Consider the following 21354-nt stretch of genomic DNA (forward strand, 5'->3'; position numbering starts at 1 on the left):
GTGGACAATAAGGAAATGTTAAAGACTAGTAAGGGAGATTTGAAAATGGATGAATTAGTAATCGCTCGGTCCATGTTTGGGATCACAATGGGGTTTCATATCATTTTTGCCACACTTGGAGTGGGTATTCCGTTAATGATCCTCGTGGCCGAAATCATGTTTCAACGGACCAATGACCTGGATTATTCCGTGATGGCGAAGCGCTGGACGAAGGCGTTTGCCGTCCTGTTAGGGGTGGGAATCCCTACAGGGACGATCGCCGGCGTTCAACTGTCACTCCTTTGGCCGGGGTTCATGGAGGTCATCGGGCGCGTCATGGCCCTGCCGTTTCAAATTGAAATCTATGCTTTCTTTGTGGAAGCATTGTTTATGTCCATTTATGTGTATGCAGCAAGTCGAATTGCACCGTGGATGAGGATTGTGAGTCTGGTCCTTGTCGCCATCGGCGGTCTTGCTTCAGCCGTACTGATCACCAATGTACATGCGTTTGAAGGAACGCCTGCCGGATTTGAAATCATAAACGGGCAAATCACCAACGTAGATCCGTGGAAAGCATTCTTTAATCCGAGTTTCTTCGTGACGGCCGGACACGTGGCGTTATCGGCCTATGTAGTCGGGTCGTTCACGATTGCGACGGTATCCGCATTTAAAATGCTCCGTTCTTCTTTCGGATCAAGGATTTATGCCTTTCACCGCAAATCGCTCATGATTTGCTTATTAGTCGGGGGTGTCTTCGCATTCTTGACCGCCATCAATGGACATGAATCAGCCCAGAAGCTCCATGAGTATCAACCTGAGAAACTGGCTGCAGCGGAAGGCTTGTTCGAAACCCAGACTCATGCCCCGCTTTCAGTTGGAGGATTCACCGACCCAGTCACTCAAGAAGTGAAGTGGGGAATTGAAATTCCGTGGGCCCTCAGTTTCCTTGCCGGTAACAGTTTCGATACGGAAGTGATCGGATTGAACGATTTCCCCGAGGAATATTGGCCGCCTCTATTCGTCCATACACTCTTCAACGCGATGGTCGGGATTGGCTCACTGCTTATCTTACTGTCACTGGTCGCATATGTATGGAACAAGTTACTTAAGAAAGACCGATTCCCGAAATGGCTGATGTGGGCATTCGTCGCTGGTGGGCCGCTGTCGATCCTGGCCATCGAATTCGGGTGGATCTTCGCCTGTACAGGCCGACAGCCTTGGACGATCTACCGTATTCTCAGTACAGAAGACTCTGTGACCACTTCAGGGAACTTAGGAACCCTATTCATCCTATTCGTTTCGGTTTATGCGATTTTGGCTGTTTCCGTCGTTCTGGTTCTTCTCTATTATTTCAAACGGAATCCACCTGAAAAGGATATTAACAAAGCGGAAGCGAGTCAGAAGGATATACCTTTATCAACTTAAACAGCAGGAGGTGAAGATATGACACAATCATTGATTGCCATCACGATCCTATGGGGATTCGTTTTTATCTATGCCGTCATGGCAACGATGGATTTCGGTGCAGGATTCTGGTCGATGATCTACATCAATCATGACAAAACGAAAGCGACGAATATCGCCAATCGCTATCTGTCCCCGACCTGGGAGGTCACCAATACATTCATCGTCGCCCTGGTCGTCGCCGTGTACAGTATGTTCCCTGGAGCCGCCTATTCGTTAGGTACCGTATTACTCGTTCCAGGAAGCCTGATTCTTTTACTTCTGGCCCTGAGGAGTGCCTTCCTTGTATTCTCTCATGTAGCAGATGACTACAGAAAGCCGCTGACCTACGTCACAGGGATCACCGGGTTATTGATTCCGGGACTCCTCATCAGTGTACTGCCCATTTCCCACGGCCCTTATATTGACTTCAGCGACGGACAGACCCTTCACCTGGGGAAATTGTTCAGCAGTCCACATGAATATGCCTTCTTCGGTTTCGCCGTCGCGAGCACGCTTTTTTTGTCATCTCTGCTTCTCGCTGACTACTCCAAGGCTTCAAAGGAATTTGAAGCCTTCAAGGTATATCGCCGGGACGCTCTGATCATCGGTCCCATATCGGTGGTCATGGCCTTTCTTATCATGTTCACCATGAAAAATGAGGCAAGATGGATCTACGATCGTATGATGGATGACCTGCCGATTCTACTTGTCTCCCTTCTCGGGTTCCTCGTCGCCGGAGGTGCTTTGTTCCTGCCGACGAATAAGGAAGGGATGAAAGGGATGCCCCGGGTGGCCGTCATTGCCGTTACCTTTCAATATGTACTGGCAAGCTATGTGTACGGGAAAGCACATTTACCTTATATCATCTATCCTGAGGTTACGATCCAATCGGGTTTTACCGACCCCAACTCCTTTAAGGCTGTATTCATCACCTATATCGTCGGGTTTATCATCCTGTTCCCTGGTTTTGTCTACTTCTGGAGTTTATTCATGAATGATAAACGGTACTTGCGGCAAAAAAGTGAATAAGTGCGCTCCGGGACTCCCGGGGCTTTTTTCATTCCTATCCGGCAGGTAGATTAGTTGCCTATCTGCACTCCTACACTTTACACTTACGATAGAACTTAATGGAAAGGATGATGGAAGATGGCACAAACGATTAAAGGCAAAACGGCATATATTACGGGAGCTGCCCGGGGAATCGGAAAGGCGACTGCATTAGAGCTTGCCCGTGAAGGCGTACATGTCGGGTTGATCGCGCGCACAGAACGCACGCTGGCACAAGTGGCGGAGGAAGCACGATCCCTTGGAGTGAAAGCTAGTGTCGCTGTAGCTGATATTTCCGATATGGAACAAGTGGATATGGCCGTTTCAAAACTTACAAATGAATTGGGACCGGCAGACATCTTAATCAATAATGCCGGTATTGGAACGTACGGCCCGTTCCTGGACATCGATCCCGAAGAGTGGAAACGGACCTTTGAGGTCAATGTATTCGGAACCTATTATGTAACCCGTGCCGTCCTGCCCCAACTGATCGAAAAGAATCGGGGGGACATCATCAATATCTCATCCAGCAGCGGTTTGAAGGGTACTGAAGGAAGCACGGCATACAGTGGATCCAAGTTTGCCGTTCAAGGGATGACAGAGGCACTGATGCAGGAAGTCCGAAAACATAACATCCGTGTCATGACCCTGAATCCGAGCCTGGTGGCGACGGACCTGACCTTTGGAGATAAGTTTGACGAAGCAGACAAAGAAAAGTATATGCAGCCCGAAGATTTGGCGGAGCATATGGTATCACAGCTGAAATTACACCAGAGGATCTTCATCAAACAATCCCTTCAGTGGGCGACAAATCCGTTTTAAATGAAAGAAAGCCAGGGAGCATGTGCCCCCTGGCTTATTATCGATGTTGATCGACAAGAATGGTATTACCGTCTGGATCTTCAATCGTGAAACTGGCTGGTCCTTCGCTTGTTTCATCCGCTTCAGACAGCATCGTTATCCCTTTTGCTTTCAGATTCTTTTGAAGGTCTCGAACGTCCGTAAAAGATTCTAGATTTTCCGCATTTTGATCCCACCCTGGATTAAAGGTCAGGATGTTCTTTTCAAACATTCCCTGGAACAGACCGATGATACAACTTTCATTCTTCATGATCAGCCAATTTTGATCGATATTCCCGCCCATGACTTCAAATCCAAGGTTTTCGTAAAATGATTTTGATAAGTGGATGTCTTTTACACTTAAACTGACAGAAAATGCACCTAGTTTCATGGTTCCTCCTCTAATGATTTTCTTTAAGTATAAAGGGACATGTTTGAAAATACAATATTTCCCGTTTTATATTCAGGTGATCAGTGGGAGGACAATGTCTCTTTATAAAATGTGACTTCTTTCAGGCGTGCCCGATTTAACTCCACTCCAATCCCAGCTCCATCCAGACGATCCGCGACACCATTTTTCACAATAATCGGAGAAGAGATGATATCCTCCTCCCAATACTTCGAGGACGAAGAGATATCACCGGGAATCCGGAATCCTTCAAGGGTGGAAAGCGCCAGATTATGAGCCCGGGACACCCCGAATTCGATCATCCCGCCGCACCATACCTTGATCCCGTTTTCCAGGCACAACCGGTAGATTTCAAGTGCACTCGTATAGCCCCCGACCCTGCCAAGCTTGATGTTGACCACTCCACAGCTATTCAAATGAATGGCACTCTTCATGTCGTGGGGGGTCACGATGCTTTCATCGAGGCAGATCGGCGTGGTTATCTCCTTTTGTAATAAAGAATGTTCAATTAGATCATCGACCCCAAGCGGCTGTTCGATCATCTCTAAATCAAATTCATCCAAAGCCTGAAGCTGTGATTTGTCTTCCAGCTTATACGCTGAATTTGCATCGGCTAAAAGAGAAAGAGCAGGAAAATGGGTACGTAATTCCTTTACGACTTCCCTATCGGCTCCCGGGGAAATTTTCAGCTTGATCCGCTGGTACCCTTCCTCCACCAAATCTTCTGTCTGTTCGACCATCTCTTTCAAAGTACCCGATCCAACCACAGCTCCGGCAAGGATTTTTTTCCGCGTCCCGCCGATCATGTTCCATAGTGGCTCCCCTTGCTGCCTTGCATAAAGATCCCATAAGGCCATTTCAAGGGCAGCCTTCGCCATGGCATTTCCCCGTACCGCTTCGAACCGCTTACCGATTTCCTCAGGATGGCGAAATGGTTTACTGTTCATGAGGGGGATCAACACATCCTTCAGCATATGAAAGGATGTTTTCACCGTCTCCTCTGTATACCACGGTGTGGAAAAGGCGACACCTTCCCCCAGTCCACACATTCCATCACTGTCCCTGACTTCGACGATGATGCCTTCGCGGTCTTTAACCGTCTGAAGATGTGTGACAAATGGCTTTTTTAAAGGCATGGAAATAATGTGAAGGGTGATGGATTCAATCTTCATCGGCAACCATCCCTTCTTCCCACTGCTCTCTTAAAACTCTCCTCAGCAGTTTGTTTGACGCATTCCGTGGAAGTTCATCCACAAACACGAATTTTTTCGGACGTTTATAAGACGCCAGGTTCTTCTTGCAGTGTGTTACGATATCCTCTTTTGTCAGATGATCTTTCTTTACAACGAACGCACACGGCATCTGTCCCCATTCGTCACTTGTAATCCCTGCCACACCTGCATCCTCCACACCGTCACAGCTGAGGAGGACACTTTCGATTTCAGCCGGATACACATTTTCCCCTCCGGAAATGATCAGGTCCGAACGCCGGTCCAGGACAAATAAGAACCCTTCATCATCCACATATCCGATATCCCCCGTATGAAACCAGCCGTCTACAAAGCTTTTGGCGTTGGCTTCCTCCCTCCGGTAATATCCACCCGTCACATTCGGGCCTTTCACAAGGATTTCGCCTTCCTGGTTCGCCTTGGAGGTTCCTTCTTCACTCTTGATTTTTAATTCAGAAGGGAAGAGGGGCTTTCCGGCCGATCCGAGCTTTGTCATACTGTACTCCGGCGACAATGTCACAATCTGAGAGGCCGTCTCTGTCATACCATAGGTTTGGAAGACCGGCACCCCTCTTTCTTTACACTTCTGCAGTAATGGAAGTGGCGCGGGACCACCGCCCAACAGCATGCAGCGGAAACTGGGATGATAGGTTTCATCCCCCATGTCGTTCAACAAACGGGAAAGCATATTGCTGACAACCGACATGATGGTGACATTCCCTGACATCAATTCACGGTTGATCCCTTCCACATCGAAGGTTTCAAACAGACGCACGTTCATTCCGTAAATCACACTTCGCATCAGGATGGAGTAACCACTGATATGAAAAAGGGGTACGGAACAAAGCCAAGTATCATTTTCATTTATACCAAGATTCAGTGAAGAACCGATGGCGCTCCACCAATGGTTGCCGTACGATTGGAGGACACCCTTCGGCGCTCCCGTCGTACCCGATGTGTACATGACCGAGCATGTTTGGTCCAATTGAAAATGATCCTTCACCTCAAAGTGTGTCGGGGCAGTGTCGAATAATCGAGAGAAAGAGACTCCCACCACTTCTTCCCCTAAAAAAGAAAGCTTCCCTACAAATTCATCATCATAAATGACCGTCCCTAATCCCATATCTTGAATCTGGAAAGAAAGTTCATTTTCACTTAATTTATTGTTTAACAGTACAGTCGTGAAACCGAGCTGTTGAATGGCATGAACAAGGAAGACAGACTCCACTTTGTTTTTAATCATGAGTCCCACAAAAGGATGAGACGAATGTTTTACGATGGTATGCAGTTGTTCACCGATCAAAATGGCTTTCTCCCAAAGTTCACTAAATGTATACTCCACATCCCCATTGCTTAACGCCTTCCGGTCAGGGGTTAAAAACGCTCTTTGTTTCAGCCAGTTAGGTAATTCCTGTGTAGTCATCCTGTCATTCTCCATTCCTTTCGTATTGATTCATTTTCATTTAAAAAAGCCCGATGAATCCATGTCAGATTCATCAGGCCACCCTCAAATCAAGGGAAACGAGGGAATTGTCCGAAGTCCGGCTTACGCTTTTCCTTGAATGCGTCGCGTCCTTCTTTTGCTTCTTCCGTTGTGTAGTAGAGAAGGGTAGCGTCACCTGCAAGCTGCTGCAGACCTGCCAGTCCATCTGTATCTGCGTTGAATGAAGCTTTTAAGAAACGAAGGGCAGTCGGACTTTTCTCAAGCATCTCTGAAGCCCATTGAACGGTTTCCGCTTCCAGCTGCTCATATGGCACCACTGTATTGACAAGACCCATTTCAAGTGCTTCCTGGGCATTGTACTGACGGCATAGGTACCAGATTTCTTTCGCTTTCTTGTGACCGACGATGCGTGCAAGATATCCTGCACCGTATCCAGCGTCAAAGCTTCCCACTTTAGGACCCGTTTGTCCGAAGATTGCATTGTCAGCAGCAATCGTAATATCACATACGACATGAAGGACGTGTCCTCCACCGATCGCATAACCGGCTACCATTGCGATGACAGGTTTAGGGATCACACGGATCAGACGCTGTAGGTCCAATACATTCAAGCGAGGAATTTCATCTTCCCCTACATATCCGCCATGACCGCGTACACGTTGGTCTCCGCCTGAACAGAATGCTTTCTCACCTGCACCTGTTAAAACGATGACACCAACCTTGGAATCGTCACGTGCATAAGCAAATGCATCGATTAGTTCCATGACGGTTTTAGGACGGAATGCGTTACGAACTTCTGGTCGATTGATCGTAATCTTAGCGATTCCATTGTATGTTTCGTATAAAATATCTTCGTAATTTCTTTCTGAAACCCATTCAAAAGCCATTGGTTTGTTCCTCCTTTATGTAGTTAACAGTAGTTCCTCTATTATTGTACCAAACTTTCGCGATTCTTCCACATGAATTGCATGACCGGTGTTGGAAAATGTCAGGATTTGAAAACTGGGATTGAGCTTTTTCATTTCTTCTGCAATCTGAACGAACTTATGATCCAGCTCTCCCACGAGTAACCGGACTGGGAATGTCAGTTCACCAAGCCGTTCCCATAAAGAATCCTGAGCCCCGGTCCCCATCCCTTTCAAGCTATGGGATAAACCTGTGGCCGATTGGCTCAGGCGCTGTTGCCTGATATCGGAACGTTCTCTATCCGATAGCCTTTTCTGAGACGCGAACAAGGGAATCTCCTGCCAGAAATCGACAAAGTCTTCGATGCCTTCCCTTTCTATTCTGTCCGCCAGTGCATGATCCTTCTTCCGGCGATCTGCTCTTTCTTCACTCGTCCTCAAACCAGGAGAGGCGCTTTCCAATATCAATGCCTTCACTTTTTCAGGATAAGTCAAGCTGAAGTGAAGGGCCATACGCCCACCCATTGAATACCCGACCAACACGGCGTTGTTGATGTCGAGCTCATTCAGCAGAGTGTTTATATCTGTTGCAACCCGCTCCATGGTGTATCTTGTGACGTCTCTCGGGGACTCCGTACGGCCATGACCGATCAAATCAATGCTGACACACCGATAGTTCACAGACAATTGATCGGTGACCCTGGACCACGTTGTTGTGTCGCCTGTGAAACCGTGAAGGAAAACCAAAGGGTCTCCCTCCCCTTTCACTTCTACAAAATAACGGATATCATTCACTTGAAGAATCAAGATCTTCACCCTTAAGGTTATTAGTCATTTCCCGGGAAACAAAATTCCACAATTTACGATGATTTGCTACATTTTCTTCTCTATTGGTCACAACCTCAATGATCTTTATCCCCTTGCTTTGCTCTGCTTCCTGAAGAGCCGGGATGAATTCTTCCTCGTTTCCAACATGGAAATAATGTGCTCCGTATAGTTTGGCTGCATGAGCAAACTCCAAGTCCATCGGGGTTCCGAACAGGTCTTCGAAGTGAGTCTGGTCACCCGCTTGAGGGAGGTAGGAAAAGATCCCGCCCCCATTATTGTTCATCACCACAATCGTCACGTCCAATTGATATTTCCTTGCTGTCAGTAACCCATTAAGATCATGGAAAAAGGCTAGATCCCCAATCAGGAGATACATCGGCTGAGATACCGTACTCATACCAAGAGCCGTGGATACCACGCCGTCAATCCCGTTGGCTCCGCGGTTGGCAAAAATCCGCTGGGACCGGTCATTCGTGAAAAAGTATGTATCCAAATCACGGATCGGCATGCTGTTACTGGAAAACAGGGTGGATCCTTCAGGCAAATGCTGGACCAACTGATGGACCGCCATCCCTTCATCCCAGGATTGGTGACCCTTGACGAGTAACCCCTTCGTTTCCTTATTGACACGCTTCCACTTTTCCAGCCAGTCCATATTCCTTCGCCCACTTTGGTCCAAAAAGCTTTGACAAAACAAGTTTTCCCCGCAGTGGATGAAATCGGTGCCTCGTGCCGTCGGATCCTGCCACTCTTCCCCTTTACTCACAACCCACGCCGGGATTTCCGGCAGGCCTTTCAGGAACAGCATGAGAGCCTTCGAGACCGGCATGGCACCGAAACGGATAATAAGATCTGGCTGAAGTGATTCTTTCAGTTCATCTATTCTTAAGAACGTGTCGTAGCAATCCATGATATTGTCTTTGGAATGGTTCCCGCTCCGGACGAAGGACAGTGGGTCCGCTACGATCGGCAGCGCATATTCCTCAGCAAATCGGACAATGGACGGAACAGCCCCTTCACTTAGCCCCGGTCCGCACACAATGAGGCCGCGCTTCGAATTCATTAAAGTTTCCTGAAGTTCATTCTTGAAGTCAGAAGATAGCTGCCGGTCCCCTTGAAGGACCCTCTTGGCCGGTCTTCCACTTGAGAATTCTACTTTTTGTAAATCCGGGATCAACGGTTCCCTAAATGGGAAATTATAGTGAACCGGACCTTCCGGATACGCAGTTGAAAGAGCCACACCCCTGACAGCAGATGATCGTGCATACTGCAGCATCGACGGAATGCTTTCAGGCAACGCCATATCGATGGACCATTTCACATGCTTCCCATAAAGATCGATCTGATCAATGGCTTGAGGGGCACCCACTTCCCTAAGTTCATGGGGCCGGTCGGCCGTCAGCACGATGAGGGGTACCTTAGCATAACGAGCTTCAATGACAGCAGGATAGTAATTGGCCCCGGCCGTCCCGGAACTGCATAGGATGGCGACGGGCTTTTTCTTAGCCTTGGCGATCCCCAACGCAAAAAAAGCCGCAGAGCGTTCATCCACATTGATGTACGTCTTCACCCCGGGATGATGCGCAAATAACAACGCTAAAGGAGTAGAACGAGAGCCGGGACTGATGACGACTTCGTCTACTCCATTTCCAACCAATTCTTCCATGAAGGCCGCTAAATAATCGGTCAGTTTCTTTTGATGTTCATCATTCATGTACGGTCCCTCCTAATGCCCGGAGCATCGGCCGAAATTTCATCTGTGTTTCCTTAAACTCACTTTCAGGTTCAGAGTCGGCTACGATCCCGCACCCTGCATACAAGTAGGCCTTGTCTCCCTGAAGGAGGCCTGAGCGAAGGGCCACGGCATATTCACCATTTCCATAGGCATCGATCCAGCCGATGGGAGCGGCATATAGACCACGGTCCATATCTTCCTCCTGCCTGATCACATGCATCGCCTTGTCCCTCGGGACACCACCCAGTGCGGGAGTGGGATGCAATTTTTCAACAAGGCTCAAAAGTGACGTATTCTCGGATGCCTGTCCGATGACCGGTGTATAGAGATGCTGGATATCCTTGAGCTTCATAAGCTGTGGCGTAGAAGGAATCGAAAGTGTGTCACAAAATGGATTGAGTGCCTGTTGGATGCTCTCCACAACAAGCTGATGTTCGTATCGGTTCTTTTCATCCTCAAGGAGCTCTTCCCCAAGTCTCTCATCACGTTCCAGGGTATCCCCCCTGGCGATTGAACCCGCAAGGCAGGTGGAGAGGATTTCTTCCCCTGTTTTCTTTACGAGTCGTTCAGGAGTTGCACCGATAAAGCAGCTTCCTTCCCATTCAAAACTGAATACGAAACTGTCGGGCTGCTGCTTCCACAGATTATCCAAGACGAAATCAGATGATACCTGTTGGTCGAATGACACTTCACATTTTCTCGCAAGGACGACTTTATCCATCTCACCCTTTTGTAGCCGATTCACCACACTCTGGACGGATCCCTTCCATTCTTCAGGTTTCACATCACGGTTCCCGATCCACTCAGGGCGTTCGGGAATGATGGCCTTTCGGGCGTTTGCAAGAAGTTCTTCCTTTAATCTGATCCGTTCATGGAATGAGCGTTCATCTTCATAAGGATGACAGATGACATTCATTGTCAAGTAGTTCGTTTTTTCAGGCTTTGTTAACATGAACATCGGGAGTTGGAATGTCCCTGTGGAGAATTGATTCCATTCTTCACTATTATCATTCAACGGGTCAAAACGGAACCCACCATATAATAGTGGGCCTGTTCCTGCCCATTTATCTCCTGTCACGATCACAGATTCCTGGGTAAAGCGCTTCCACTCGTTCTCAACGGTAAAAAAGCGCCCTTCTTTTTCATCTGTAGACAGAATATGAGCCGCTCCGATCCCTACCAGCGTGATGGTATGATCGCGGTCCTTCCATAGAAAGCGCTCTCCATGAAAAGAATTCCCTCCATAATAAAAAGAAAGAGGGTCCACGGCATCCACTTCCTCCACTATACTGAGAAGGACGGGGCGATGTATTTGTTTAGCCTTCATTCTGGCTGTATCATATGCTTTTTCAATATTGGTCTTATGGATGGTAACCAATTGAATTCCCCCAAACAAAATCACGTACAATAGTCAAACTTACTATAAGATACACCTGTCCTTATGGTGTGTCAACGGCGTTCAAGACATGTTTACAATATTTATCCTTATTATATATATAATAAACCCTTTTTCTTCTTTTGAGAAACCAAAAGCTTTGTAAATGTCCTCAATTACTGGAAAATAGAACCTTCACGAATTTGTAGAAAATGATTGACAGTCCCCTTCCCTTTACCTACACTTTAATCTGTAAAGGAATTGTAATGTTTTCTGAAAATTCCTTATTGCGTAAGGGAGAGAGTATGATGGAACAACAAGCATCCAACGTGTTGGAATCAGATAAAGGGTGGAAGATCTGGTGGCAATTAACCCGGCCCCACACTCTTACAGCGGCATTCGTACCTGTACTGTTAGGGACGGTACTTGCGCTGCAATTTACGAAAGTGGACATTTTGCTGTTTGCAGCCATGCTGGTTGCCTGCCTGTTGATCCAGGCGGCCACAAATATGTTCAATGAATATTATGATTATAAAAGGGGCCTGGATACAGAGCACTCGGTCGGGATCGGCGGAGCGATCGTCCGTAATGGTGTCAAACCATCAACGGTCATCAACCTTGCCTTTTCACTTTACGGGATCGCCCTCCTGTTAGGCATTTATATCTGTCTTAACAGTACATGGTGGCTGGCGCTCATAGGAATAGTGTGCATGGCAGCGGGGTACTTTTATACTGGCGGACCAATGCCAATTGCTTACACACCATTCGGCGAAATCGTAGCCGGATTTTTCATGGGATTTGTGATCATCCTCATCTCATTTTACATCCAGACCGGCTATATCAATGGGGACAGCGTCCTCATCTCGATTCCGGTTTCCATATTGGTAGGTTCCATATTATTGGCCAACAATATCCGTGACCTCGATGGCGACAAAGAAAACGGCCGCAAAACCATCGCGATCCTGTTAGGAAAAAAAGGGGCGATCATCCTCTTAGGCAGTATGTTTGTCGTTTCCTACGCCTGGATCATCGGATTGGTCGTTACAGGGATCTCATCCCCATGGCTGTTCGTAGCCTTTTTGAGCATCCCTAAAGCAATCAAAGCCACGACAGGATTCATCGGGAAATCACAACCCATCGAAATGATGCCCGCCATGAAAGCAACCGCACAAACCAATACCATCTTTGGTTTCCTGTTATCTATTGGATTATTGCTTGCTTATATGCTGTAGAAAGATTTAGGTTCCCTTGATAAACCGCTGTTGATTTCCGTGCAAGACTTCGCTTTCCTCGGGCGGAAGGCGAGCCTCCTCGTCGCTGCCGCTCCTGCGGGGTCTCACCTATTCCGCTTTTCCCGTAGGAGTCTTCGTCTTGCACTCCAATCAACAGCTAGAACCGTTAAAATATAAAACAACAAAATCCGAACGAATTCGATTTTCTAATGAAGAATATCGAATGATCGTTCGGATTTTGTTTTGACTAAACCAGTTCCTTTTATTGTTTTCTCTCTTGGTCCTTCAATTTCTGATGCTTATCCTTTTTAAGAAATATAAAACTAATGTTGCTTGGAGCGGAAGGTGCTCGACTCCTGCGGGAAACGCGTGAAAGTTGAGACCCCACAGGGCTTTTGAGTTGCCCCCCTATTGTTGGACACCCCAACCAACAATAGGAGGTGCCAGCACGTATGGCCAAGTTTACTCAAGAATCTAAACTGAAAGCTGCTAAACGTTATCTTAATGAACTCGTTAGTTATCGAGATCTTGCCAATCAAGTGGGGGTTGATCAATCTGTTCTGCGCTATTGGGTGATGTTAGTTCGTCACCACGGGGACCAAGCCTTTACCTTTCCCTATACAAACTATCCTTCTGCCTTTAAACTGAGGGTAATTCAATTTATTACGGAGAAGAATTGCTCCATTCGAGAGGCATCAGCCATTTTTCATATCCCAGACCCCTGTATGGTTCGTAGGTGGGTGAAAAAGTGGGAAAGAGCTGGAGAAGATGCCTTCGGATCATTAGAAATGAGGCCTTCTACAATGACATCTAACCATAAGAATAAGAAGATCAAAGATAACTCTTCTAACCAAACGATGGAAGATATGAAAAAAGAACTGGAATACCTACGTATGGAGAATGCGTATTTAAAAAAGCTAAATACCTTAGTTCAGGAAGAACCATCACCAACGAAATCAAAGCGAAAGTAGTATTTGAACTAAGGAACGAATTCCCGGTGACTAGAATGATAAAAGTAGCTAAGCTTCCTAAAAGTACTTACTATCACATCACAAAAAAATTAGACCAACCAGATCCTGATCGTAAATGGAAAAGAAGAATTAATTTCATCTATCATAGACACTCAGGACGTCTTGGGTACCGTCGCATTACGGACGTTCTTCAAGAAAAAGGTCACGATATTAACAAAAAGAAAGTTCTTCGGATCATGAGAGAATTGGGCCTTAAATGCATTGTGCGAATGAAAAAATATAAATCCTACAAAGGGAAAGTTGGCAAAGTGGCTCCCAACATCCTAAATCGTAATTTTAGAGCCGATAAACCTAATCAAAAATGGGTGACAGACGTAACGGAGTTCAAACTGTTCGGTCAAAAGCTCTATCTGTCCCCCATTCTAGACCTATTTAACGGAGAGATCATTACCTATACGCTCCAATCAAGGCCGACATTTGACTTGGTCGAGAAGATGTTAGAACAAGGATTAAAACATGTAAATGAAGACGATGAGCTCTTAATCCATTCAGATCAAGGGTGGCATTATCAAATGGCTCAGTACCGAAGGACACTGAAAAAACATAACATCACCCAAAGTATGTCTCGTAAAGGAAACTGTTACGACAACTCGGTAATGGAGAACTTTTTTGGGATAATGAAGTCTGAGTTCCTTTACTTACAGGAATTTGATAGTATCGAGCACTTTAAAGAAGAACTGAAAGAATACATGTATTACTACAATCACCTGAGAATCAAATCAAGGTTAAAACGAAAAAGTCCGGTAGCTTATCGAGTAAGTACTGAATTAGCTGCTTAGAAATTTAAGTGTCCAACATTATGGGGCCAGTGCATTTAGCCCGAGGAGGCTCAACTCACGCCCCGCGGAAAGCGAGCACCTGCAGCGGAAATCAAGTAGCAATGGCTAATTGACCAGCTCGAAAATAACCTTTTATGTTTTAACCTCCCCACTTTCGGATAAAGTATGGTTAGGACAAGATTTAAGCGAACATAATGAAGGATGTGAAGAAATTGCTAACAGACAGCCAAAAACAGTCATTAAAACAAGAATTGGTTCAACAGGAAAAGCAGTTAAAGGAACATTTACATCAGGATTTAGATAATCTTCACCATACAAACGAACGCGATAACTCAGGAGAACTTTCCCTTTACGATAACCATCCGGCCGATATGGGTACAGAGTTATATGAACGGGAGAAGGATTTTGCCATTGATGATCATGCGAAGCTTGAACTGGATAAAATCCAACAGGCCCTGCACGCGATCGAAGCCGGTACGTACGGAGAATGTAAAGAATGTGGACAGGATATCCCTTACGAGCGTCTCGAAGTCATTCCGACCACCCTTTATTGTAAGGACCATACCCCGGAGAAGTCGACACCGCAGGATAGGCCGGTGGAAGAAGACGTGCTGCAGCCGCCAGTCGATAATGAATTCAGACATGAAACCGATGGGAATGTGCGTGACGATCAGGACAGCTTCCAGGAAGTCGGCCGTTTCGGGACATCGGAAACCCCATCCGACTTTGAAGGGGATCACGAGGATTACTCAGACCTGTATCAGGATGAGGACACATCGGAAGGGTTCACCGAGGATTTTGAATCATTCGTCGGGACCGACATGGAAGGATCGAACCGTAAAGCCTATCCGTCGAAGACACATGAAGAGTATGAGGATATGCTCGATGAAAATGATATGGAGTCCCCTCTGGGTGACATTCCCTATAAAGATGGAGACAGCTACGTTTCAGACAAGAAGAAAAAATAGAAAAAACGCTTGGGATCCGATTCCCAAGCGCTTTTTCTATTTCATTAAACTCCCCTGTGCAATGCCCCATATGTCCTTGGCATATTGCTCGATTGTCCGGTCACTGGAGAAATAGCCCGAATTGGCAATGTTCTGCAGGCACATCCTTGACCAGTGCTCTTTGTTTTCATACGCCTTTCCGGCCTGTTCATGAACCCTTACGTAGGAATCGAAATCCCTCAGGACAAAGAATTGATCATTTTCAGTCAGTAACGAGTCATAAATCGTTTCGAAATGATCACCAGCATCCGGCAGGGTATCATCGATCAATTGATTCAACACCTTTTTGATCCTTGTATCATAGTGGAAATACTCCATTGCATAATAGCCGCCATGATGCTGGTACTTCATCACTTCCTCAGCGGTCAAGCCGAATATGAAGATGTTATCATTCCCGACTTGTTCCAGGATCTCGATATTTGCTCCATCCAGTGTTCCAAGGGTCAAAGCACCGTTCATCATGAACTTCATATTCCCCGTACCGGACGCTTCCTTACTGGCCGTTGAGATTTGCTCGGACAAGTCAGCTGCCGGGATGATCTCTTCTGCAAGGGACACCCGGTAATTTTCAAGGAACACGACTTTAATGCGCCCTTTCACGAGCGGATGATCATTTACGAGATCTGCTACAGAGTGGATCAACTTAATGATTTTTTTGGCATAATAGTAACCCGGGGACGCCTTTGCCCCGAAAATGAATGTCCGTGGATGAAAATCAAATCCCGGATCTTCGACACAGCGATTGTACAGGTGAAGGATATGCAGGACATTCATTAGCTGACGTTTGTACGCATGAAGCCGCTTCACCTGGATATCGAATATGGAAGACGGATCGACAACGATACCATTGCTTTCATATATCAGCCCGGCAAGCTTTTGTTTATTTCCCTGCTTCACATCATACAGGTCTTTCAGGAATGCCGTATCATGGTGATACTCCTTCAGCTTCACCAGTTTGGAAGGGTCTTTGATCCACTCATCCCCGATCGAAGAGGTAATCAGGTTCGAAAGGGCTGGATTGCTATTCAGGAGCCACCTTCTATGGGTGATCCCATTGGTCTTACTATTAAATTTCCCAGGATAATATTGATAGAATAAGTTCATTTCCCGCTGCTTCAGGATTTCTGTGTGAATCTTTGCCACACCGTTCACACTGAAGCTTCCTACAATGGCAAGGTGGGCCATTTTGACTTCATCATGAGAGATGATCGCCATGTCCTCTATCCTCTTCCACTCACCGGGATACTCTTTCCATAATTCCCTGCAGAATCGTTCATTGATTTCATTCACGATCATGTGGATGCGGGGCAGGAGGGGCTGGAATATACGGAGCGGCCATCTTTCCAGTGCTTCTGACAGCGTCGTATGGTTTGTATAGGCGAATGTATTCGTCGTGATTTCCCATGCTTCTTCCCATTCAAAGGAGTATTCATCCAGAAGGACCCTCATCAGTTCCGGGATGGCAAGAACAGGATGGGTATCATTGATATGGATTGAAATATTCTCATGCAGTTCCTTCAGATCGCCATTTCGGTAAAGGTACGAATCCAGAATGGAGCGGATACTTGCTGACACCAGGAAGTATTGCTGCTTCAAGCGCAGGATCTTCCCTTCCTCATGGGTATCGTCTGGATATAGAAATTCCGTGATGGCTTCTGTATCCCGCTTGTATTTCATCATATCTTTTCCCGCTTTATAAGCAGCAGGCTCGGCACTCCATAAACGAAGCGTGTTGACCGTCGAGGTTTCGAACCCCACTACGGGCATATCATAGGGAACCGCCGCGACGATTTCTGCATCTACATGTCGAAACCTTAGGACATCCTTTTCCGTGTAGGATTCCACCTTCCCCCAGAAAGGCACTTCAACGGTAAGGTCAGATTTGCGGACCTCCCACACATGTCCATGACGCAGCCACTGTTCCGGAAGCTCCATCTGAAATCCGTTCACGATCTTTTGTTCAAACAATCCATGCTTATAACGGATACCATATCCATGGCCGGGTAAATTGAGGGAAGCCAGGGAATCCAGAAAGCAGGCGGCTAAACGGCCAAGACCGCCATTTCCCAGTCCTGCATCGTGCTCAACCTCTTCCATCTCCGCAAGGTCGATTCCAAGATCGAGAAGCCCTTTATCCACAATTTCGTAAATCCCCAGATTCGTCAGATTTTGTCGGAGCAGACGCCCCAGCAGGAATTCGATGGATAAATAATACACCTGCTTTTGTTTATTGAACCGGTACTGCTCATTCGTATGGATCCAGTTCATCGAAATATATTCCCGTATTAAATGGCCCAATGTGAAAAACTGGTCCTGTCTGGTGGACTCAGGAAACGTCTTTCCATACATCATTTCAAGCTTCTTCAGAAACAATTCTTTGAATTCAATCGGATCAGAAAACATGGCTTTCACTCCTTGATACCAGGTCAGCGTATAGTTGATTATACTTAAAGGCCGATTGGGCCCAACTATAATCCTTATTCATTGCATTACGTACAATATGATTCCATGTTTCCGGATCTTCGTGGAAATACGATAGAGCTCTTCGATAGGTGTAAAGCATATCGTGAGCATTAAAGTTTTTGAATGAGAAGCCGTTGCCGCTCTTCGTCTCCTCATTATAGGATTCAACAGTATCGTTCAGTCCGCCTGTCTCCCTTACAAGTGGCAGGGCTCCGTATCTCATGGCGATCAACTGCCCCAGCCCGCAAGGCTCGAACTTGGAAGGCATCAGGAACAGATCACTGGCAGAATAGATCTGTTTCGCCAATTCTTCATTGAAGCCGATCTGTACTCTTACCTTATCAGGATACGTCCACTCCATTTCCCTGAAAAACTGTTCAAACTCCCAATCACCTGTCCCCAACAGGACAAACTGGACATTTTCCTGGATCATCTCATGAAAGACGCCCCTGATAAGTTCAAGACCCTTTTGGTTCGTCAGTCTCGAAATGATGGACACAAGTGGTATTCCTTCTTCCTCACGAAGTCCAAGGCTTTTTTGCAGATGTTGCTTCGCCTGCTTCTTCCCTTGAAGATTCCCGCTGAAGAAAGGAAACTCCCCGTCATCAGGATTATACACTTCATCATCAATCCCATTAAGGATCCCCAATAATTGGTTATACCGCTGACCTAGTATATTATGAAGCTTTTCCCCGTAGTAAGGCGTGAGGATTTCTTCTTTATACGTAGGGCTCACCGTTGTGACAAAGTCTGAAGAAATGAGCGCTCCTTTCATGAAATTGATGTTCCCATAAAATTCGAGGTATTCATGATGAAAATACCTCTCTGGGATAGCCAGTAAGTCCGTCATCACTTCTTTAGGGTAGATTCCTTGAAATTGCAGATTATGAATCGTGAATACGCTGCGGATGAATGAGTAGCCCGGTCTCTCCTGATACTCGCTTCTGAGTAAGAACGGAACCATGCCCGTATGCCAATCGTGACAATGAATCACATCAGGATAGAAATCAAGAACAGCGATGCTTTCCAACACAGCCCTTGTAAAATAGGAGAATCTTTCTCCATCGTCAAAGTATCCGTATAATCGCTCCCGGTTAAAGTAATATTCATTATCCACAAAATAATAGGTCACGCCATTTTCACTGTACTCTTCAATGCCACAATACTGATTTCTCCAGCCTACCGACACGAAAAATTCTTTCTTCCGTTTCATTTTTGAACGGAATGCTTGAGGAATCCCGCCGTATTTAGGCAGAATCACCCTGACATCCGTGCCTAAACTTCTTAACTCCTTGGGCAGAGCACCAGCAACGTCGGCCAAGCCCCCGGATTTAATAAATGGGACACACTCAGATACTACAAATAACACTTTCACGAATTCATCAGCGCTCCTTGAATCATCCCTTTGCGAATGACGATTGGATTGTTTGCTTCCCCGATAAGCTTGACACCATCTTCTATCCTCACATCTTTATCCAGAATCACATTCTCCAGTACACAGTTATCTCCAATTTGGCTCTTCTGCATAATGATGCTGTTAGAAATTGTGGTATTCCTGCCAACCTTCACCGCTCTGAACATAGTAGAATTCTTCACTTGGCCTTCAATGAAGCATCCATTGGCGATGATGCTGTTTTTCACGCTTGCAGCCGATGTATAGCGTGTCGGCGGCTCATCCTTCACTTTCGTATAAATGGGCATATCTTTCTTGAACAGCTCTTTCCAATAGGATAGGTTCATAAGCTTCATGCTCGCATCATAGTATTCTTCAATGGAATCAATCGTTTGAACAAATCCTGCATGCTCATAGCCGCACACCTTGAATCCGCTATCCATGTCGTCCACTACATCCTGCATACATGTGTAGCCCGTTTCACGCCTGTTCTCGACCAAATCAATCAATGTAGACGTTTTGACCAAGTACATATCCAAGGAGCTGCCGTTGTGACGCATTTCCGTTATATCACAACCGATACGGATATGACGTTCCAGTACGGGTTGATAATCGATGTTACATAACGTGAAGCAATTGCTGATCAGGGCGTACTCCTGGGTACTGCGTCTGAAGTAGTCCATATGATGGGCAAAGTGATTAAAGGACCCTACACCCTCTTCATTCGCTTCCAGTCCAGGAGCAGGAAAGAAAAACAAGCCATCCCGCTTCCGGTTCAGATCCCAGTTCTTGCCTGATCCGAGATGATCCATCAGGGATCTGTATTGAAACTTTGGAAAGATCGCAACGCTGCCGATATCGGAATTCACCATATTGGAAAGGACAAAGTCAATCAACCGGTATCTCCCGGCAATCGGAAGGGCCGCCAATGAGCGATGTAATAATAAATCCTCCAAGGAATCGTAGTAACTCGTAGCATCAATAACACCAAGCATCGTATTTTTCAAAACACTTCTCCTCCTCTAATGTTGTTAAGATGGTCTTGAACCTTATACTCTTTCCTGCTCCAGCAGTGCTTCAATGAATGATTCCGTCACGAGGATCACTTCATCGGATCCCTCTTCCGGCATGATGCATAAGCCCTTTGGAACTCTTACATTCGACGGCACGATCGCCTGCTCGATATAGACGTTTTCTTCAACGACAGCGTCCGGCATGATGACTGAACGACTGACATGCGCTCCTTTTTTCACCGTTGTTCCCTGGAAGAGGACAGACTTTTGAATCGTTCCTTCAATCGTACATCCTTCATTTACAAGAGATCCCTCTACAAGGGCTTCTTCTGAAATATATTGAGGAGGCTCATTCGGATTAACCGAATACACTCTCCAATCATGATCGAACAGATTCAGTTCATTCTGTTCATCTATTAGATCCATATTCGCTTCCCAAAGGCTCTTGACCGTACCGACATCCTTCCAATAGCCTTCAAATGGATAAGCCATCAGTTTCTTCTTTTCATCAAGGAGGAGAGGAATGACATCCTTCCCAAAGTCATGGCTTGAGTCCGGATTCCGTTCATCCATCTCCAAATAATCCTTTAGCACGGAATAATTGAAGATGTAAATGCCCATCGAGGCAAGATTGCTTTTCGGGAAAGGCGGTTTTTCTTCAAACTCCGTGACACGCATATCCTCATTCGTGTTCATCAGTCCGAAACGACTCGCTTCATCCCAGCCCACTTCAATGACTGAAATCGAGACATCCGCTTTTTTCTCGATATGATAATCAAGCATTTTACTATAATCCATTTTGTAAATGTGATCACCCGACAGAATCAATACGTACTCGGGATCATATTGCTCAAGGTAATTCATATTTTGATAGATGGCGCTTGCCGTCCCCGTATACCAGCGCATCTCGGATGATTCAGCATATGGAGGCAGGACTGTCACCCCACCGTTTTTGCGGTCAAGGTCCCACGCACTCCCGATTCCGATATACGAATTCAATACCAAGGGCTGGTACTGGGTAAGAACACCGACTGTGTCGATGCCTGAGTTCGTACAATTGCTCAGGGTAAAATCAATGATACGGTACTTTCCTCCAAATGGTACGGCCGGTTTCGCCAGACTCTTCGTCAATGAACTCAACCTGCTCCCTTTTCCACCTGCTAATAACATGGCCACACATCTACCTTTTGCCATTACTC

Annotated in this window: 18 protein-coding genes; 6 read left to right on the plus strand and 12 right to left on the minus strand. The window is 46.2% G+C overall.

The annotated features are described in order from the left end of the window. Positions 1-45: 45 nt before the first annotated feature. From M1J35_RS21000 to M1J35_RS21010, 3 genes are all read left to right on the plus strand, one after another. A complete protein-coding gene (locus tag M1J35_RS21000) occupies positions 46-1404 on the plus strand; it encodes a cytochrome ubiquinol oxidase subunit I (protein WP_224522107.1) in 1359 nt (452 codons plus the stop codon). Between the two features lie 18 nt (positions 1405-1422). Further along, a complete protein-coding gene (locus M1J35_RS21005; protein WP_034765498.1) occupies positions 1423-2454 on the plus strand; it encodes a cytochrome d ubiquinol oxidase subunit II in 1032 nt (343 codons plus the stop codon). A gap of 117 nt (positions 2455-2571) precedes the next feature. Further along, positions 2572-3294: a 3-ketoacyl-ACP reductase gene (locus M1J35_RS21010; protein ID WP_254652201.1), complete on the plus strand. Its 723-nt coding sequence runs from the start codon at positions 2572-2574 to the stop codon at positions 3292-3294. Between the two features lie 37 nt (positions 3295-3331). Here the strand turns inward: M1J35_RS21010 and M1J35_RS21015 are convergent, their stop codons facing one another. The 7 genes from M1J35_RS21015 to M1J35_RS21045 all read right to left on the minus strand — a co-directional run bounded on the left by M1J35_RS21015 (position 3332) and on the right by M1J35_RS21045 (position 11240). Continuing rightward, positions 3332-3703 carry a VOC family protein gene (locus M1J35_RS21015; RefSeq protein ID WP_254652202.1) on the minus strand — a complete coding sequence of 124 codons (372 nt, stop codon included), beginning with the start codon at positions 3701-3703 and terminating at the stop codon, positions 3332-3334. 80 nt (positions 3704-3783) lie between these two features. Beyond that, complete coding sequence (menC, locus tag M1J35_RS21020; protein WP_254652203.1) at positions 3784-4893, minus strand: o-succinylbenzoate synthase; 1110 nt, start codon at positions 4891-4893, stop codon at positions 3784-3786. Beyond that, positions 4883-6373 (minus strand): o-succinylbenzoate--CoA ligase, encoded by a 1491-nt coding sequence (locus M1J35_RS21025; RefSeq protein ID WP_254652204.1) that lies wholly within the window; start codon positions 6371-6373, stop codon positions 4883-4885. The genes menC and M1J35_RS21025 overlap by 11 nt, the downstream gene beginning before the upstream one ends. 89 nt (positions 6374-6462) lie before the next feature. Continuing rightward, positions 6463-7281, minus strand: a complete 819-nt coding sequence (menB, locus tag M1J35_RS21030; RefSeq protein ID WP_044340358.1) for a 1,4-dihydroxy-2-naphthoyl-CoA synthase — start codon at positions 7279-7281, stop codon at positions 6463-6465. Positions 7282-7296: 15 nt separating this feature from the next. After that, positions 7297-8115, minus strand: a complete 819-nt coding sequence (gene menH / locus M1J35_RS21035) for a 2-succinyl-6-hydroxy-2,4-cyclohexadiene-1-carboxylate synthase (protein WP_371928693.1) — start codon at positions 8113-8115, stop codon at positions 7297-7299. Then, entirely contained in the window at positions 8087-9841 is a 1755-nt protein-coding gene (gene menD / locus M1J35_RS21040) for a 2-succinyl-5-enolpyruvyl-6-hydroxy-3-cyclohexene-1-carboxylic-acid synthase (protein WP_254652205.1), read from the minus strand. Before menD ends, menH begins: the two co-directional genes overlap by 29 nt. Next, positions 9834-11240, minus strand: coding sequence for an isochorismate synthase (locus tag M1J35_RS21045; RefSeq protein ID WP_254652206.1), 1407 nt, complete (start codon positions 11238-11240; stop codon positions 9834-9836). The genes menD and M1J35_RS21045 overlap by 8 nt, the downstream gene beginning before the upstream one ends. Positions 11241-11545: 305 nt before the next feature. Here M1J35_RS21045 and M1J35_RS21050 point away from each other — a divergent pair, with 305 nt between their 5' ends. Then, a complete protein-coding gene (locus M1J35_RS21050) occupies positions 11546-12469 on the plus strand; it encodes a 1,4-dihydroxy-2-naphthoate polyprenyltransferase (RefSeq protein WP_224522323.1) in 924 nt (307 codons plus the stop codon). Here the strand turns inward: M1J35_RS21050 and M1J35_RS21055 are convergent. Continuing rightward, complete coding sequence (locus tag M1J35_RS21055) at positions 12438-12623, minus strand: hypothetical protein (RefSeq protein ID WP_254652207.1); 186 nt, start codon at positions 12621-12623, stop codon at positions 12438-12440. The genes M1J35_RS21050 and M1J35_RS21055 overlap by 32 nt on opposite strands. A 298-nt stretch (positions 12624-12921) precedes the next feature. Here M1J35_RS21055 and M1J35_RS21060 point away from each other — a divergent pair. After that, a protein-coding gene (locus M1J35_RS21060) for an IS3 family transposase (RefSeq protein WP_254651394.1) occupies positions 12922-14279 on the plus strand; the annotation gives its coding sequence in 2 pieces (ribosomal slippage) (positions 12922-13393 and positions 13393-14279; 1359 coding nt in all). A 203-nt stretch (positions 14280-14482) separates the two neighbouring features. After that, positions 14483-15247: a TraR/DksA C4-type zinc finger protein gene (locus M1J35_RS21065; RefSeq protein WP_254652208.1), complete on the plus strand. Its 765-nt coding sequence runs from the start codon at positions 14483-14485 to the stop codon at positions 15245-15247. Positions 15248-15283: 36 nt separating this feature from the next. Here M1J35_RS21065 and M1J35_RS21070 read toward each other — a convergent pair whose 3' ends face one another. From M1J35_RS21070 to M1J35_RS21085, 4 genes are read right to left on the minus strand one after another with little or no spacing between them, the layout of a single operon-like run. After that, on the minus strand, positions 15284-17689 hold the full coding sequence (locus M1J35_RS21070; RefSeq protein WP_254652209.1) for a glycogen/starch/alpha-glucan phosphorylase: 2406 nt from the start codon (positions 17687-17689) through the stop codon (positions 15284-15286). After that, positions 17679-19124 carry a glycogen synthase GlgA gene (glgA, locus tag M1J35_RS21075; RefSeq protein WP_254652210.1) on the minus strand — a complete coding sequence of 482 codons (1446 nt, stop codon included), beginning with the start codon at positions 19122-19124 and terminating at the stop codon, positions 17679-17681. The genes M1J35_RS21070 and glgA overlap by 11 nt, the downstream gene beginning before the upstream one ends. Further along, positions 19121-20149, minus strand: a complete 1029-nt coding sequence (locus tag M1J35_RS21080) for a GlgC family sugar phosphate nucleotidyltransferase (protein ID WP_159362632.1) — start codon at positions 20147-20149, stop codon at positions 19121-19123. The genes glgA and M1J35_RS21080 overlap by 4 nt, the downstream gene beginning before the upstream one ends. Before the next feature lie 42 nt (positions 20150-20191). Next, positions 20192-21349 carry a glucose-1-phosphate adenylyltransferase gene (locus M1J35_RS21085; protein WP_034765466.1) on the minus strand — a complete coding sequence of 386 codons (1158 nt, stop codon included), beginning with the start codon at positions 21347-21349 and terminating at the stop codon, positions 20192-20194. Between the last annotated feature and the right edge of the window lie 5 nt (positions 21350-21354).

Source organism: Rossellomorea sp. KS-H15a (assembly GCF_024195245.1).
GTDB lineage: Bacteria > Bacillota > Bacilli > Bacillales > Bacillaceae_B > Rossellomorea > Rossellomorea vietnamensis.